General features: G+C 36.3%; 8 protein-coding genes. 4 read left to right on the top strand and 4 right to left on the bottom strand.

The window, feature by feature from the left end:
• Nucleotides 1–12 precede the first annotated feature (12 nt).
• From PXC01_RS03525 to PXC01_RS03515, 3 genes are read right to left on the bottom strand one after another with little or no spacing between them, the layout of a single operon-like run.
• Nucleotides 13–2316 (bottom strand): glycoside hydrolase family 65 protein, encoded by a 2304-nt coding sequence (locus PXC01_RS03525; RefSeq protein WP_276470990.1) that lies wholly within the window; start codon nt 2314–2316, stop codon nt 13–15.
• A gap of 51 nt (nt 2317–2367) precedes the next feature.
• Nucleotides 2368–3033 carry a beta-phosphoglucomutase gene (gene pgmB, locus PXC01_RS03520; RefSeq protein ID WP_276470989.1) on the bottom strand — a complete coding sequence of 222 codons (666 nt, stop codon included), beginning with the start codon at nt 3031–3033 and terminating at the stop codon, nt 2368–2370.
• 11 nt (nt 3034–3044) lie between these two features.
• Nucleotides 3045–4067 carry a LacI family DNA-binding transcriptional regulator gene (locus PXC01_RS03515; RefSeq protein WP_276470988.1) on the bottom strand — a complete coding sequence of 341 codons (1023 nt, stop codon included), beginning with the start codon at nt 4065–4067 and terminating at the stop codon, nt 3045–3047.
• A 324-nt stretch (nt 4068–4391) separates the two neighbouring features.
• Here PXC01_RS03515 and PXC01_RS03510 point away from each other — a divergent pair, with 324 nt between their 5' ends.
• Nucleotides 4392–7514: a SusC/RagA family TonB-linked outer membrane protein gene (locus PXC01_RS03510; RefSeq protein WP_276470987.1), complete on the top strand. Its 3123-nt coding sequence runs from the start codon at nt 4392–4394 to the stop codon at nt 7512–7514.
• A gap of 19 nt (nt 7515–7533) precedes the next feature.
• The gene (locus PXC01_RS03505) at nt 7534–9144 is read left to right on the top strand and encodes a RagB/SusD family nutrient uptake outer membrane protein (RefSeq protein ID WP_276470986.1); all 1611 of its coding nucleotides are present in this window, start codon (nt 7534–7536) and stop codon (nt 9142–9144) included.
• A gap of 500 nt (nt 9145–9644) precedes the next feature.
• Here the strand turns inward: PXC01_RS03505 and PXC01_RS03500 are convergent, their stop codons facing one another.
• Complete coding sequence (locus PXC01_RS03500) at nt 9645–11231, bottom strand: solute:sodium symporter family transporter (protein ID WP_276470985.1); 1587 nt, start codon at nt 11229–11231, stop codon at nt 9645–9647.
• 276 nt (nt 11232–11507) lie between these two features.
• Here PXC01_RS03500 and PXC01_RS03495 point away from each other — a divergent pair, with 276 nt between their 5' ends.
• Nucleotides 11508–14864 (top strand): VCBS repeat-containing protein, encoded by a 3357-nt coding sequence (locus tag PXC01_RS03495; protein ID WP_276470984.1) that lies wholly within the window; start codon nt 11508–11510, stop codon nt 14862–14864.
• Nucleotides 14854–18105: a VCBS repeat-containing protein gene (locus PXC01_RS03490; RefSeq protein WP_276470983.1), complete on the top strand. Its 3252-nt coding sequence runs from the start codon at nt 14854–14856 to the stop codon at nt 18103–18105. The genes PXC01_RS03495 and PXC01_RS03490 overlap by 11 nt, the downstream gene beginning before the upstream one ends.
• The last annotated feature ends 3 nt before the right edge of the window (nt 18106–18108 follow it).

Below are 18108 nucleotides of genomic sequence, written 5' to 3'. Positions count from 1 at the left end.
AACTAAGGTTATTTATACTGTAATCAATTTATTGGGCGATAAGGCTACTTTCTGTCCGTTTACACGAATGGTCACCTCTTCAGTACCCGTTAATTCAAATGTTGTTTCCTTTGCAGTTACATTTACCTTAATTATTCTATTTCTAAAATTAACTTTAAATGAATATCCTTGCCACTGAGCAGGTATTTGAGGTTTGAAGGATAATTTATCATTAATAACCCGCATACCACCAAAGCCTTCAACAATACTCATCCATGTGCCGGCCATAGACGTAATATGTAAACCTTCTTCTACCTCCTTATTATAATCATCCAAATCTAACCTAGAGGTTCTTAGATAAAAATTATAAGCCTGCTCCATTCTACCCAATTTAGCCGCTTGAATACTATGCACACATGGTGACAACGATGATTCATGAACGGTAAAAGGTTCATAAAAATCAAAATGCCTCTCAAGGTCTTCCGTAGAGAAATCTTCTTCAAAAAAATAAAAACCTTGCAATACGTCTGCTTGCTTAATATAAGGAGACCTTAATATTCTATCCCAACTCCATTTTTGGTTAATTGGTCTTTCTGACTTTGGCAATTCATCTACCTTTACCAAGTCTTTGTCAAGAAAACCGTCTTGTTGCAAAAATACACCGTGTTCTTTTGAATACGGAAAATACATTTTAGTCGCTACCTTCTTCCATTTTTCACACTCCCTATCCGTAAGCTGAGTTTTACCTATTATTCTATGATAATCATCTGGATAGCCACTTTTTACTTTATCTAATTGTGTTAACGTATAATTGATACACCATTTTGCCAAATAGTTGGTATACCAGTTATTATTGACGTTGTTCTCATATTCATTAGGTCCTGTAACGCCAAGCATAACATATTTGTTCTTATCCTTTGACAAGTTTACGCGTTGGTGCCAAAATCTAGAAATACCAATGAGCACTTCTAGACCCATCTCCGGTATGTAACTATAATCACCTGTATATCTATAGTAATTATGTATCGCGAAAGCTATAGCCCCATTCCTATGTATTTCTTCAAAGGTAATTTCCCACTCGTTATGACATTCCTCTCCGTTCATGGTAACCATTGGATATAATGCCGCTCCATTTGAAAAACCTAGCTTTCTGGCGTTTTCAATAGCCTTTTCTAAATGATTGTACCTATACTTTAAAAGTTTTCTGGCCACCTTATCATCTTTTGTAGCCATGTAGAAAGGAATACAATATGCTTCTGTATCCCAATAGGTACTACCACCATATTTTTCACCTGTAAACCCTTTAGGACCTATATTTAAACTTGAATCTGTACCAAGGTATGTTTGATTCAATTGAAAAATATTAAAACGAATACCTTGCTGAGCCTTAACATCCCCATCGATTACAATGTCGCTCATTTCCCAAATAGCTGCCCAAGCGGCTATTTGTTTTTTTATCAACCCATCAAAACCAAGAGAATTTACTTCATTTAAGCAATGATCGGCAACCTGTACCAACTCTTCGTTTGGATGATTTCTTGAAACTACATAACCACCGAATTTTGTTAAGGTAACGGCCGTATCGGCTTTTACGTTTTGCTCATATTTTACGGATACGAAGTTATCTGTCTTTACAGACGGCATTGCCGAAACCTGATTTCCATCATACTCCAAAGAAGCCTGCATAAACGTACAGGTCTTAAATTCTGTTTTCATGGTATGTGCCTCTATAAAAGCACGGTTATCTAAACTGGTTACATTTGTAGTGTTCCAGAATTTATCGTCCCAGTTACTATCTTCGTTGGTAATACCACTATCTAGGTATGGCTCAAATACAACTTTGGCATCGGCATTCAAAATTTTAACCGTGTACGAAATAGCACCAACTTCATCAACATCTAAACTTAAAAATCGTTTTACAAAAATATCTACCTCTACATTATTAGAGGAAACCGCTTGAAAACTACGGGTATACACCCCCTCTTGCATATTTAACTCCCTTCTAAAATTTGAAACCTTTTTACAGGTAGCCAAATCAAATTCTTGATCGTTCAAATAAATTTTAATTCCTATCCAATTAGGAGCGTTCAATACTTTTGCAAAATATTCCGGATAACCGTTTTTCCACCACCCTACACGCGTTTTATCCGGATAATAAACACCCGCAATATAGCTTCCCTGAAAAGTCTCGCCCGTATAGGTTTCCTCGAAATTTGCACGTTGCCCCATTGCCCCGTTACCGATACTAAATATACTTTCAGAAGATTTCACATTTTCCTTGTCAAATCCTTCTTCGATAATGCTCCAATTATCCGGTTTTATATAATCTTGATTCATTAATTTACTATTGAGTTGAAATTATAATAGAGTTAAAGATATTTTCTATTATTATTTATGATTTTTATTAAGTAACAATTCTAAAAAACTATCGTCTATTTCCGTAAAATCCTTGAAATTATAATCGGCTTCATGTAGTATGTCAACATCTCCTATGCCTATACCTATCATACCCGCCGCATTGGCAGCTTGAATACCTGCAACAGCATCTTCAAAAACAACACATGATTCTGCTTTAACATTTAAATTATTTGCCGCTATCAAAAACACTTCTGGATCTGGTTTGGCCTTTGTAACGCTATTACCGTCAACAATGCTATCAAAATAGGACAATAGACCCACTTTTTCTAAAATAGGCTTTGCATTTTTGCTTGCCGAACCTAATGCGATAGGAATATTCTTATTCTTTAAATATTGCAATACCCTAGGCACATCTGGCAGAATCTCGCTAGCATCCATCTTTTGGATATATGCCAGATAATCTTCATTTTTTTCGATCATCCAAGTATCGAACTGTTCTTGGGTCGCTTTTACACTTCCTATATCCAAAAGAATTTCCAAACACCTTTTTCTACTTACGCCTTTAAAAAGTTCATTTTGTTCTTTGGTAAATTCAAAACCTAATTCGTTTGCCAGCTTACGCCATGCCAAATAATGATATTTAGCGGTATCCACAATAACACCGTCCAAATCAAATATAAAACCTACTTCTTTCATTTTCTTATCTATTAATTGATAGTTGAATCACGTTTAATTAAAGTTGCATTGATAATTTCAGTTTTAAAGGGCGCTTCCTCCATCTCCAAAGACTCCATCCTATCTATTAAAAATTTTGCGGCTTTTTCTCCCATTCTTTCACCATGTTGCGCTACTGTAGTTAGTTTTGGAGAAGCGTATTTGGATAAAATCCCATCGGTAAAGCCTATGATAGAAATGTCATTTGGAACGTTATACCCTAACTGTTGAATAATGCTTAAACATTGAACAGCAAAAATCTCGTTTACACACAATACCGCATCAATCTCATTATTTTTAAAAAATTCCATAATCAACTTACTATTGTCCAGATCATGGGGCAATGTCAAAATTAAATCTTCATTTATAGAAATATGATTATCCTCTAAAGCCTTCAAGTAACCCTCTTTTCTACTTTCGCTTACATTAAAAAAGTTTTCTGTTGTCACCAAAGCTATTTTTTTGGCACCGGTAGAAATAAAATGTTCGACCGCTTCTATAGATATCCCCTTATCGTTCAATATTACCTTATCACAGGCAATCTCTTTCGTAACACGATCAAACAATACAATAGGTATCCCTTGATCCAATAATTCCTTTAAATGAGTAAAGTCGTTCTTTCTCTGCGTTTCTGCACTTAATGACAGTATAAATCCGTCTATACTACCATTGGCCAGCATTTCCATATTTATAACCTCTTTATCAAATGATTCATCAGATATACAAATAATTACATTGTAGCCCATACTGTTGGCATACTTTTCTATACCTCTGAATACGGTAGTAAAAAAATGATGCACAATATCAGGTATCACTACACCAATGTTTTTGGTTCTTCTATTTTTAAGACTAAGAGCTATATTATTAGGACGATAATTATAGAATTTGGCAAATGCCTTAATTCTATCTTTAGTATCCTTACTAATTTCCTTACTATTCTTTAAAGCTTTAGATACCGTAGAAATAGATACGTCTAGCTCCCTAGCAATGTCTTTCAATGTTATTTTAGGTTTCAATAAAAATGTGATTTAAAATTTTAAGATAAGAACTTAATTTCTTCTAAAAAGTTAAGTTCTGCAAAGACCGATAAATGGTAAATATATAGAAAAAAGTATTTTTTATATATTTGCATTATTATCACATATTCATATTTAACCCTATGTTTAATTAAGAATTTGATAAAAACACCCTATAACATTCATTATACCCGCAAAAATGAAAAGTTATTAACACGAAACCGTTTTCGTAATTATTTAACGTTGCGTAAACTATTGACCATACACCTTTTTACATATTTTTAACAATTGAAATTAAATTAACTCAACTTAAATTAACAATTTATGAAGATTACATTCCTAAAAAGTCTGTTTATTCTAGGTGCATTTTTGTGCTTTGGATCTATACAGGCACAAGAAGTATCTGGAACAGTTTCAGATGCAAGTGGACCTTTACCAGGAGCTAGTGTTCTTGTAAAAGGAACAACGAATGGTACGCAAACTGATTTTGACGGTAATTACACATTGACGGCAGGAGAAGACGCAGTACTTATTGTTAGTTATATCGGCTACAAGACTCAAGAAGTAGCAGTAAACGGTAGAACTTCAATTAACTTCACATTACAAGAAGATGCTGAAGCACTGGAAGAAGTTGTAATTATTGGCTACGGTACTACAACGGTTAAAGATGCTACCGGCTCTGTAACCGCAGTAACAGCTGAAGATTTTAACGGAGGTAACATTGCCTCTCCAGAACAGTTGATACAAGGTAAAACTGCCGGTGTTAATATCCAGGAAACCAGTGGTGAGCCTGGTGCAGGAATCCAAATTAATATTAGAGGTTCTAACTCTGTACGTGCTAACAACAATCCGCTTTTCGTAGTTGATGGTGTTCCATTAGGAGGTGGCGATACTTCTCCACAAGGTGAAACTGGTTTTGGACAAAGTGCGGTTAAAAACCCATTAAATTTTATCAACCCTAATGATATTGAAAGTATCAGTATATTAAAAGATGCATCCGCAACGGCTATTTATGGTTCTCGTGGTGCAAACGGCGTTGTTATCATTACCACAAAAAGTGGTAAAGGAAGTAGCCAGGGTGTATGGGACTTTTCTAGTTCTTTAAGTATTGCTACAGCTGCAAACACTTTTGACCTTTTAAAGCCATCTGAATTTTTATCTGGTGTTACTGCTGTTGGTGGTAACGCAAATGCGGTAAATTTTGGAGCTAACACAGATTGGCAACAAGTAGTTTTAAGATCTACCGCTTCTCAAAACCAAAACCTTTCTTACTCTAAGAACTATGGTAGTGGTAACGTAAGAGCAACGTTCGGATACGGAAAACAATTTGGTATTGTTGAAAATTCTGATTTAGAAAGAATTACAGGTAGAGTTAATCTTAACCAACGTTTCTTAGATGACAAATTAGTTCTTGGCCTTCAAATGTCGATTGCCAGAATCAATGATTCTCAAGCACCAATTAGTGCGCAGGCAGGTGCAGCAGGTGATGTTTTAGGTGGTGCATATGCTGCAAACCCGACATGGCCTTCAAATTCTGATTTTAATGCTGGTGGATTGAACGTTAACCCTCAAAATGCATTAGACAATACACAGAATATAACCAATACCGATAGATATTTATTAAACGGTTCTATTCAGTATAACTTTACGCCAGAGCTATCTGCAAAATTAAATGCAGGTTTGGATATCGCTGAAGCGACCAATACTTCTGTGATTTCGAGAGACATCAACAATATTAACGGTGTTACTGATATAGGTCGTGGAAACTATGGAGTCTTAAAAAGAGACAACAAAACCTTTGAGGCAACGGTAAACTACAATAAAGAGTTTGAAAACTCTAACTTAGAGGCCTTAGTAGGTTTTGGTTACCAAGATTTCCAGACTTTTGGGTTTAATGCTGGTGGTAGAGGTTACTCAACCAGTGATTTAAATGCAATGGGCAGAGACCTTAGAAGTGCTGTAAGCGACTTACAGAATGCTGTTTCCGGTTCTTACCAACAAGCTTATTATGCCCCTAATACAAATGGCGTATTAGTCAATAGATTATTACCAACCGTTGTTGCTCAAGAAGAATTAGGAAGAACTCTTGACAGCCCGGTTACTTCTGTATTCACCAATTCATTTGACAATACAGATGAGTTGCAGTCTTTCTTTGCCAGATTAAACTACACCTTAAATAACAAGTACTTGTTTACAGCAACAATGAGAGCTGATGGTTCTTCAAGATTTGGTCCAGAAAACCAATATGGATACTTCCCTTCCGGTGCTTTTGCATGGAAAATGAACGAAGAAGATTTTGTCGGCGAAAATGTATCTACTCTTAAGTTACGTTTAAGTGCAGGTATTACTGGTAATCAAGATGGTTTAGGTTATGGTAACTTCGTAGCAAGGCAACGATTTTCAGATTTAACTGTTCAGCAAAACCTTGATATCAACGCAAATGGTACTGCAATCGTTGCAACTGATAGACCTGATTTGAAATGGGAGTCTTCATTCAACTTAAACGCAGGTTTTGATTTCGGTTTCAACAATGATCGTTTAACCGGTAGTTTAGATGTTTATAGAACTGAAACAACTGACGTTCTTTTACAAACTCCACCAGCAGCACCTGCGGTTGACCCATTCCAATTCCAGAATGTTGATGCTAGTATCATCAACCAAGGGGTTGAATTTGCTTTGGCTTATGATTTCGTAAGAACGGACGATGCAACGTTCTCTGCAGATTTTAATATCGCTTACAACAATAATGAAGTTCAGAATTTTGACGGTTTAATTGATACTGGCGCTGTTAACGGACCTGGTTTAACAGGTGCATTTGCACAACGTTTTGCTTCTGGACAATCATTATATTCTTACTACCTGCCAATTTTTACTGGTTTTGATAGTGCTGGTTCGCCAACATATCAAGATGTTGACGGAAACGGTGTTGGTGACCCTTTTGCTGACAAAACGTTTGTTGGAGAAGATGCTTTACCAGACATTACAACTGGCCTAAGCTTAAACTTAAAAGTAAAAGATTTTGATGCATCTGTATTCTTTCAAGGTCAATTTGGTTTCTCAGTATACAACAATACTGAAAATGCATATTTCACGGCAGGAGCACTTTCCAACTCTAGAAACGTAACTCAGAATGTATTGACCAGCGGAGAAGACCCAGGAGCTTCTGCGGATGCTTCTACGCGTTTCTTAGAAAAAGGAGATTTCGTTCGTTTTCAAAATGCTAGTATTGGCTACAACGTACCATTATCAGGTGAAGGAGCATTGAATTCTTTGCGTTTCTCACTAACAGGTCAAAACCTTTTCCTAATTACTGATTACAGTGGTTTAGACCCAGAGGTTACTGCCAATACCGGTGATTTAGGTTCAGGTGTACCATCTAGAGGTATTGACTATGGCTCTTACCCAAGACCAAGAACTTTTACTTTTGGTATAAATGCATCATTTTAATTAAAAAAAATTGTATATCATGAAAAATAATTTTAAAATCTTAACGCTTTCTATTCTATCGTTGGTAGGGATTTCTTCCTGTACCGACCTAGAAATAGAAGAAACAGATTCGATCATTTCCGAAGGATTTCAAGGCTTAGCCGATCCATCTTCTACGGTTACGAATCTATATGGATCACTCGCCGGACAGTATGCTGGTCAAGATAACTATTTTGCACTTCAAGAAGTTACTTCGGACGAACACCTAATACCGACACGTGGTGGTGACTGGGGTGATAACGGACTATGGAGAGTACTACACACTCATGATTGGAACGGTCAACATTCCTTTATAGTTAATGTATTTCAGTTATGGAACAGTAACCAATTACAAGCTTCTCAAGTTTTAGACTCAAGAAGTAACCCTTCTACAGAAAATATAGGTGATGCAAGCTTTATCAGAGCTTACAGTATGTGGGTTATATTGGATAACTTTGGTCAAGTTCCTTATAGAGATACCCAATTACCATCTTCTTCTGTACCTGAAGTACTTACAGGTCAAGCAGCCTTAGATTTTATTCTTGCGGATATAGAAACAGCAATTTCAAATACCCCTGCTACACCTGCAGGTAGTGGCGAAGCTAACTTAAGAGCAAGTAAGGCCGCCGCAAGATATTTAAAGGCAAAAGTTCTTTTGAACAAGCATATTTACCTTGGTGGTTCTCCTGATTCCGCAGATATGGCCGAAGTAATTTCTTTGGTGGATGCTATTACTGCCGATGGTTATGCATTACAAGAAGGTTATTTTGATCTTTTCTTGCCAGATGCCGATACCGAGACTATTTGGTCTCTAGAAGCTAATACTATTAATAAAGTAGTAATGGGACTTCACTATAACAGCACAAGTATTCAAGGTGGTGGATGGAACGGATTCAGTACCCTTGCCGAATTTTATGATTTATTTGAAGGAGATTCTGAATCTAATGAATTAGATGCGGACCAAAACCCTGTGGACGGACAAGAAGAACGTAGAGGTGGAGTACCAACTATTGGTGTAGCTTTTGCAGACCAACCTTACGCTTCTGAAAAAGATGGTTATGTTGACGGTTCAAATGTCGGTTATGGTTTCTTAATCAATCAACAGTATGACCTTGATGGTACTCCACTTGAAGACAGACAAGGGGCTCCTCTTACATTTAAAAGAGATTTTAAAGACGGTTCCGGTGCCGTTAACTTTATCAACAATGATGAAACTACCGGTATCCGTATTCAGAAATATGCAGCCAGAAATGGTGAAGCTTCTATTAGTCATCAAATTGTATTTAGATATGCAGATGCTCATCTTATGAAGGCTGAGGCTATGTTTAGAAGCGGTGGCGACCCAACTGCCATGATCAATGACCTAAGAACTATACGTAACACTCAAGAGTTATTAGGAACAGTTTCTGAGCAGGATATCTTAGATGAAAGAGGTAGAGAATTATACCAAGAAGCATGGAGACGTAACGATTTAATTCGTTTCGGTCAATTTGGTAGAGATTGGTTATTTAAAGCTGAAGGAACTATCAACAATGACGATTACAACGTGTTCCCTATTCCACCAGCACAATTACTTGCAAATCCTAACTTGGTTCAAAACCCAGGTTACTAAGAATATATAATTTTAAGTTTAAGTTGTAAAGGCCTCCAATTTATTGGAGGCTTTTTTAATTCTTATACTTAACAGAATTACTACAGAATTAAGAAATCTTAAATTGACTATATGAGCTGAATATTGATATACTTAACTATTTAACAGACTATTAGTCAAACTAAATCAATAATGATTATCGATTAGACTCTAATTTAAATTACCTAATTAAAATAAATATCACTAAGCAAACCTATACCTAAACCCTAAGTATTCCCGTATATAATTACAAGTACCATCAATCAAAGAGCCTTTAAGTTCTATTCATCAACTGTCTTCAATCGAAGCAATACTGTTACCGCAATTAAACTAGACTAAAACTTAATCAAATACAATTATCGTAAACAAATAACGCAATATTTCCAACCACAGAAGCGGTAAGAAATATTGCGCTATCAACTCTACTATCAACTAGAGTATCACTTTATAAGTAAAAAAGTATATAGTTAATTGAAAACTACTTATCTAAATATAATATAGGTACTGACAACTACTAATGTAATTATCAAGCCAACAGGTTTTACATACTTCCAACTAGTAATATCCACCTCATTAGTATATTCTTGCACATAATCCGTTTCTCTTGGTTTTAATGTACCGATCAACAACATTAAGCCTATGGTCAAAACAAACGTTATTGCTTGTACATGTAACATATGTGGCAACCATTCTACACCTAGCCCCCTTTGCATGAAAATGTAGATTACATAAACAACTACGGCAAATATTATTCCTGCCTTGGCAGCAATAGCCGGTACTCTTTTAGTTAAAAAACCTATAACGATTGCAGATAAAATAGGAATACTATATGCACCATTAACTTGTTGCAAGTAACCAAAAAGACCATCTGACGCATAATATAAAAAAGGTGCCAATATCATTGAAAACAATGCCAACATTACCCCAAAACGCTTACCTACGGCTACAACTTTAGTTTCTGAAGCTTCTTTGTTTATATACTCTTTATAAATATCCAGACCAAACAATGTAACACAACTGTTTAAGGCACTATTAAATGAACTTAAAATAGCTCCAAAAAGTACGGCAGCAAAAAAACCTACCAAAGTAACCGGAAGCACTGCAGCCACTAATTTAGGATAAGCCTGATCCGCCCTGTCCAATTGACCATCGAACATGTGAAATGCAATAATACCTGGCAAAACAACTATTAAAGGACCCAATATTTTAAAAAATGCAGCAAGCATTACTCCTTTCTGACCTTCTTTAAGATTTTTGGCTCCTAAAGCCCTCTGAATAATTTGTTGATTGGTTCCCCAATAAAACAATTGCACCAAAACCATACCTGTAAATATGGTTGCAAATGGTATACTTGACGATTCCGACCCTATAGCATTAAACTTTTCTGGATGCTCCGTAGTAAGTTTGGACAAACCTCCTAATATACTATTATCATCACTAATTGCATATAGTCCAAATATCGGTATCAACAATCCACCTATCAACAATCCAATTGCATTTATCGTATCTGAAACTGCAACAGCTTTTAAGCCCCCGAAAATGGCATAAATACTACCAATTATTCCAATACTCCAAACACAGACCCATATAGACCCCCATTCAGAAATACCCAGTTTTTCGGGCAAATCAAACATTCCGCTAATTGCTAAAGACCCAGAATATAAAACTATCGGTAAAAGAACAATTGCATAACCGCTTAAAAACAAACCAGATGTCATTGCCTTGGTAGTGGTATCAAATCTTCTCTCCAAATACGTTGGTATAGTGCTAATACCACCTTTCAAATATCTAGGTAACAAGTATATAGCACATATGACCATAGCAATAGCCGCCAAGGTTTCCCATGCCATCACCAAAATTCCATCACTATAGGCGTTACCGTTCAAACCAACAATTTGTTCCGTAGATAGATTGGTCAATAGTAAAGACCCGGCAATTACTCCTGCCGTTAGACTACGCCCCCCTAAAAAATATCCATCAGAGGTTTGCTCATTAGTTGATCTTGTTGCCAAATATGCAATTACGGCTACTAAAATGGTAAAGCCTAAAAAAGATAAAATTCCTATCATGGGTCAAATTGTTTGTTATTTAGTCAAGGTTAAATATATTGGATTATTTCCATTACTTCTAAAAAGTAGCCACTAAATCTCATTATTCATATTATTACGCTGTCCCTATAACGATTTCTTTAAATTTTAACGTTGACTTTTACTAAATAAGCCTAATAAATAGTAGGTATTTGGCTATATTGCAAATTATTTTTGAACGACCAATTTTACAGGTCTGCAACTCAACTTTAACAGTTCACAAAACAACTCGAAGTGCTCTCTCAAACAAACGCAACAATGAACTTTAATTTGCTTAAGATCAGCTGCCTTGGCTTATTTTTATTTCTTTTAATTTCTTGCGGATCTAATGAAAATTCAAATACATTGGAACAGCAACAGGAACCTACGCTATTCACCTTACTAGAACCTGAAGAAACTGGTATCTCTTTCGTAAACAAGGTTGCCAATTCTAAGGAATTCAACATTTTTAAATATCGTAATTTCTATAACGGTGGCGGTGTTGCCATTGGCGACATCAACAATGATGGATTATCAGATATTTTCTTAACGGGTAATATGGAAGACAACAAGTTATTTCTTAACAAAGGCGAAATGAAATTTGAAGATATTTCAGAATCTGCCGGAATAACGGGAAATAAGCCATGGTCTACCGGTGTAGTTATGGCAGATATTAATAATGACGGATTTCTTGATATCTATGTGAGCAATGCCGGTAATATGGAAGGCAACAACCATGACAATGACCTTTACATTAATAACGGTGATGGTACTTTTACCGAAAAAGCCCATGAATTCAATCTAGCAGAAACAGGTTTTTCAACACACGCCTCTTTCTTCGATTATGATAAAGACGGAGATTTGGATGCTTACATTCTAAACAATAGCAACATACCTGTTAGCAGCCTTGGCTACGCAGAACAGCGAGAGGTTAGAGCTCAAGATTGGGAAGGCGTACCTAAGATTTTTAGAGGTGTTGGTGATATGCTGTTAAGAAACGATAATGGCAAATTTGTTGATGTTAGTGAAGATGCCGGTATTTACGGTAGCCTTATTGGCTTTGGTCTAGGTGTCATGGTCGTTGACATCAACAATGACCTGTACCCTGACATTTACGTTTCCAACGATTTTTATGAAAGAGATTATTTATACATCAACAACCAAGACGGCACTTTTAGAGAAGAGGTTCAAAAATGGACAAATCACTTAAGTTTATCCGCTATGGGGGTTGATATGGCAGATATAAATAATGACGGACTTACAGATATTTTCATAACCGATATGCTACCTGAACCAGATCAGCGTGTAAAATCTGTTATGGAATTTGAAGGTTATAACATATTTAAACTTAAACAGAGTAAAGATTTTCATCAACAATATATTCAGAATACATTACAGCTTAACAACGGCAATGGTTCTTTTTCTGAAATTGCCTATTACAGTGGGGTCGAGGCTACCGACTGGAGTTGGTCTGGACTTTTATTCGATATGGACAATGACGGACTGAAGGATATTTATATAACAAACGGAATTAACCATGACCTTACGGATTTAGACTTTGTTGATTTTTTTGCCAACGAAATCATTCAAAAAATGGCATTGACGGGCAGGAAAGAATCTATTGATTCTATTATCAACAAAATGCCTGTTACGCCGTTACCAAATTATGCATACCGCAACAATGGTGATATTACGTTCAGTAATTACAACAAACAGTGGGGCTTTGAATTACCCAGTCGTTCTAACGGTTCTGCTTACGGCGACCTGGATAATGATGGCGATTTAGATTTAGTTGTAAACAATGTGAATATGGAGACTTTCGTTTATCGCAACAACTCTGAATCTCAATCACAGAACAATTATATTAAGCTTAAATTCAAAGGCAGTGACGGTAATAGGTTCGGCATTGGTACGGTTGCCCGCCTATATTACCCAAATAATATTATTGATCAAACGGTAATGCCGTCCAGAGGTTTTCAGTCTTCAGTAGAATACCCTATGACCATAGGTCTTGGAGACACCAAAACTTTAGACTCAATTCGTATTATTTGGCCTAATGATGCCACTACTAAATTAATCAATGTAAAAGCCAATCAGACCATTACATTTAAACAAGAAAATGCTACAGCGATTTTTAAAATAAACAAAACAGAAGCCCCTACCCTTTTAAAATCAATAGACAATAACACTTTCTTGGCACATAAAGAAAATAACTATATGGATTTTGATAATGAAGGCCTAATTTCAAAATCGTTGGCAGAAGAAGGTCCCGGCCTAGCGGTGGGTGATGTAAATGGAGACGGCAATGAAGATATTTATATTGGTGGTGCCAAAAATCAAGCAGGTGCACTATATCTTCATAACGGCAATGGATCACTTTCCAAACCTATTATAAAATATTTTGAAGCCGAAGCAGCACTAGAAGATACTACAGCTTCGTTTTTTGATTTTGACAATGATGGGGATGTAGACCTTATGGTAGGTACCGGGGGCAACGAACTGGGCATGCAAGGATCTTACGGGATTCGTTTATACATAAATGATGGCAAAGGCAATTTCTCGCTAAACACAAAAAAATTACCGAGCATTAATAAAAATGTTGCCGTTATTGCTCCTTCAGATTTTGATGCCGATGGTGATATCGATGTTTTTATAGGATCAAGAAGTGTAGTGGGCACTTATGGAGTAAACCCTGACCACTTATTTCTTTTAAACAATGGTGATGGCACCTTCACGGATATTACCGAACGTTCTGCATATGACCTTAAGGATGCAGGAATGATTACCGATGCCAAATGGCTAGATATGGATGGTGACGGTAAAGATGACCTAGTAACCGTTTCTGATTGGGGAAGTCCAAAAATCTATAAAAATTCCGGTAGAAGACTTAGCGATTCTAAAAGTTCTCTAGATAGCCTAAGTGGTTGGTGGGGCGCAGTGGAAGGATATGACCTTGATAACGATGGTGATAAAGATTTAATTTTAGGTAACACCGGTAGCAATATTCATTACAAACCCGCACCCGGGCAACCCATGAAAATGTGGGTAAACGATTTTGACAATGACGGAACCATTGAACAGATTACCACGCAAAATTATGATGGCGGCGATTATCCTCTTCATCAAAAAAAGGAATTAACTACTCAAATATTAGCACTAAAGAAAAAGAACATTAAAGCTTCTGAATATGCTACAAAAACCATTCAAGAGCTATTCCCTAAAAATATTATTGACAATACCATCTTAAAAGAAGCAAGTATTGCCGAAACCGTAATTGCGATCAACGACGGCAATGGTAATTTCACCATTAAAATTTTGCCTCCGCAAGTTCAATTTTCCTGCATCTGTGGCATTCAATGTTTAGACATCAATAAAGACGGAAACCTTGATCTTATAATGGCGGGCAATAACTTTGAGTTCAAACCTCAATATTCCAGACTAGATGCCAACTACGGAAACGTTCTTCTGGGTGATGGAAAACTTAATTTTGAATGGCAAAACTATACTGATAGCGGTTTCTTTATAAGAAATGAAGTAAAACAACTACAGACAGTTAAAGACAAAAAAGGAAACGAATTTATCATCGCCGCTATCAACAATGACACTCCAAAACTGTATCTATTAAATGAAGAATAATTTACTGTACATATGTGTATTGGTTTTTGCCATTGGTTGTAAACAAAATTCAGGAAAACTATTTGTAAAGCACGCTGCCGAAGATACGGGTATCGCCTTTGAAAATACCCTTACCGAAACAAAAGACCTAAGTATTTTAGACTACCTGTATTTTTACAATGGTGGCGGTGTTGCCATTGGCGACATTAACAATGATAGTTTACCGGATATCTACTTTTCCGGAAATCAGGTAAAGAATAAATTATACCTGAACAAAGGCAATTTACAATTTGAAGATATTACGGAAACAGCAGGTGTCGCTGGTGGTAGCTCTTGGAATACGGGTACTATAATGGGCGATGTAAATGGTGACGGACTTCTGGATATTTACGTGTGTGCCGTTGTTGGGCTAAACGGATTTAATGGGTACAATGAGCTTTTTATAAACCAAGGCGATGCAACTTTTAAAGAGAGTGCCTCAGATTATGGTTTAGATTTTGAATCTTACAGCTCGTCAGCCGCATTTTTAGACTATGATTTGGATGGAGATCTAGACATGTACCTTCTTAATCATGCCATACACACGCAAGATTCTTATGGCAACGCTCAAATTAGACATAAGCGTGTTTATGAAACTGGCGACAAACTGCTACGTAATGACAATGGTAAATTTGTAGATGTAAGCGAAGAAGCCGGTATTTATGGTGGTGTAAACGGATACGGACTAGGAATAGCCGTTTCCGATTTTAATCAGGATGGCTACCCGGACATTTATATTGGCAATGATTTTCATGAAGATGATTATTACTACTTAAATAATGGAGACGGTACTTTTAAAGAGAGTCTAAAAGATGCTTTTGGACACACTAGCCGTTTTTCTATGGGTAGCGATGTTGCGGACATAAACCATGATGGCCTGCCCGATCTAATTTCTTTGGATATGTTGAGCAGAGATGAAATTGTCTTAAAATCTTCTGAAGGTGATGACGACATACAAATTCAAAAAATGAAGACCGAGACGTTCGGCTACCACAATCAGTACACTAGAAATATGCTATTTGTGAACCAACCAAACGGTAAGTTCATAGAAACTGCCCTACAAAGCGGTGTAGCGGCTACAGATTGGAGTTGGAGCGCCCTCTTTAGTGACTTTGACCAAGATGGAGAGCAAGACCTATACATTAGCAACGGTATACCTAAGCGTCCTAATGATCTTGATTACATCAATTATATATCCAACGAAAATATTCGGTCAAAAATCAACAATACCAACTTAGTAGATCAAAAAGCACTAAAAATGATGCCATCGGGTTTTATTGGCAATATGATTTTTAAAGGGGCTAAAGACCTTCAGTTTATTGATGAATCTAAATCATGGATTGCACAAGACACCATTATTTCCGGGGCAACAGCTTATAGCGATTTGGATAATGATGGTGATTTAGATTTAGTGACCAACAACCTTTATAGCCCTGCAGATATACAGGAAAATACCACGAACAATAAAGCCAATTGGCTTAAAATTAAATTGGATTATCATAGTAAAAACAAATTTGGTATTGGTACTAAAGTTTTCTCATACGCCAACGGAATTCAACAGTTTAAAGAAATGTATACCGTTCGCGGATTTCAGGCATCTTCTGAACCCGTAATACACTTTGGTTATGGTGGACTTAAAAATATTGATTCCCTTAAAATAATATGGCCAGATAAAAGCATACAGGTAATCAAAAATATTGCAACAAACCAAACGCTTTATTTAAGTCCTGAAAACACAGAAACTTTTAATTATAGTTCGCTTAAAAAGAACGAAAATATTCTGTTCAGAAAAACATTGAACAATTTAGGCGTTAATTATGTTCACAAAGAAGATGCCTATAGTGATTACTTACGACAAAAATTGATACCCTATCAAATGTCAGATAGAGGTCCTGCAGTAAGTATCGGTGACCTGAACGGAGATGGGAAAGAAGACATTTTCTTTGGCGGTGCAAAGTATATTCCTTCGCAAATTTTCTTTCAGGGCGACTCCACTTTTCAATCAAAAGAATATTTAGAAATTAAAAGAGATAGTATTAAGGAAGACATTGCCTCTATTATTGGTGACTTTAATTCTGATGGTACAAACGATCTTATAGTAGGCTCTGGTGGCGCAGATTTTTTTAATGAAATGAAGCCGCTTACCGATTCTTATTATGTTTCAAACGATAGTGCTTTTGTTCCAAAAGAATTTCCCGAGCTATTCGAGAATGCATCGGTTATTTTAAAACTGGATTACGACCATGATGATGATTTGGATATTATAATTTGCAACCAATCCGTTAGTGCAGATTACGGTAACAAACCCAACACCTATCTTTTGAACAATGAAAAAGGTAATTTTAAAGTAGCATCAAACACCTTTAAAAACTTAGGAATGGTAACCGACGCCATCGTTACCGATTTTAATAATGACGGATGGGAAGATATTCTATTTGTTGGTGAATGGATGTCACCAAGATTCTTTCAAAATATTAAAGGAACATTTGAAGAAATACATCCTTTAGAAAATAAAAATACGAACGGTTTATGGCAAGCAATTACCAGTTTTGATATTGATGGTGATGGTGACCAAGACTACCTTTTAGGTAACTGGGGGCTAAATACCAAATTTACCGCTACGCAGGATCACCCCATGAAAATGTTCTATGGAGACCTTGACAAAAACGGAGCTACAGAAACTATTGTCAGCACTTATAAAAATGGCAATGATTACCCCATAGATGGGCTAAAGGAACTATCTAGTCAATTGGTATCTCTTCGCAAAAAATTCAACACCTATAAATCTTTTGCAGGTAAACCAATAGAAGCTATTTTAGGCGAAAACATGCTACCAAATGCGGAAGTTCTTGAAGTTCACACCTTAAATTCCGGTTATTTACAAAACAACGATGGCAAGTTTACTTTTGTACCATTTAGCTATGAATTACAGTTAGCGCCTATTATGGCCTTCTTGGAATTTGACTTTAACGGAGATCAAAGGACTGAAGTTTTAGCTGCAGGAAATTACTTTGGCGTAAAGCCATATCACGGTCGTTTTGATTCATTCCCTGGGGCATTGATTAGTACCGGCAACAATATTACCTTAGCGAACAAAATAGGACTAGACTTAACAGGCAAATCAATCCGTAGCATGAATATCTTAAACGTGCGCAAAAACAAATACATCTTGCTCACTTTCAATAATGAAGCTGCAGAAATCTATAGCATCCTCAAACCATAGTAT

The organism is Maribacter huludaoensis, assembly GCF_029350945.1.
GTDB lineage: Bacteria > Bacteroidota > Bacteroidia > Flavobacteriales > Flavobacteriaceae > Maribacter > Maribacter huludaoensis.
This window is presented reverse-complemented; position numbering and strand designations above follow the sequence as displayed.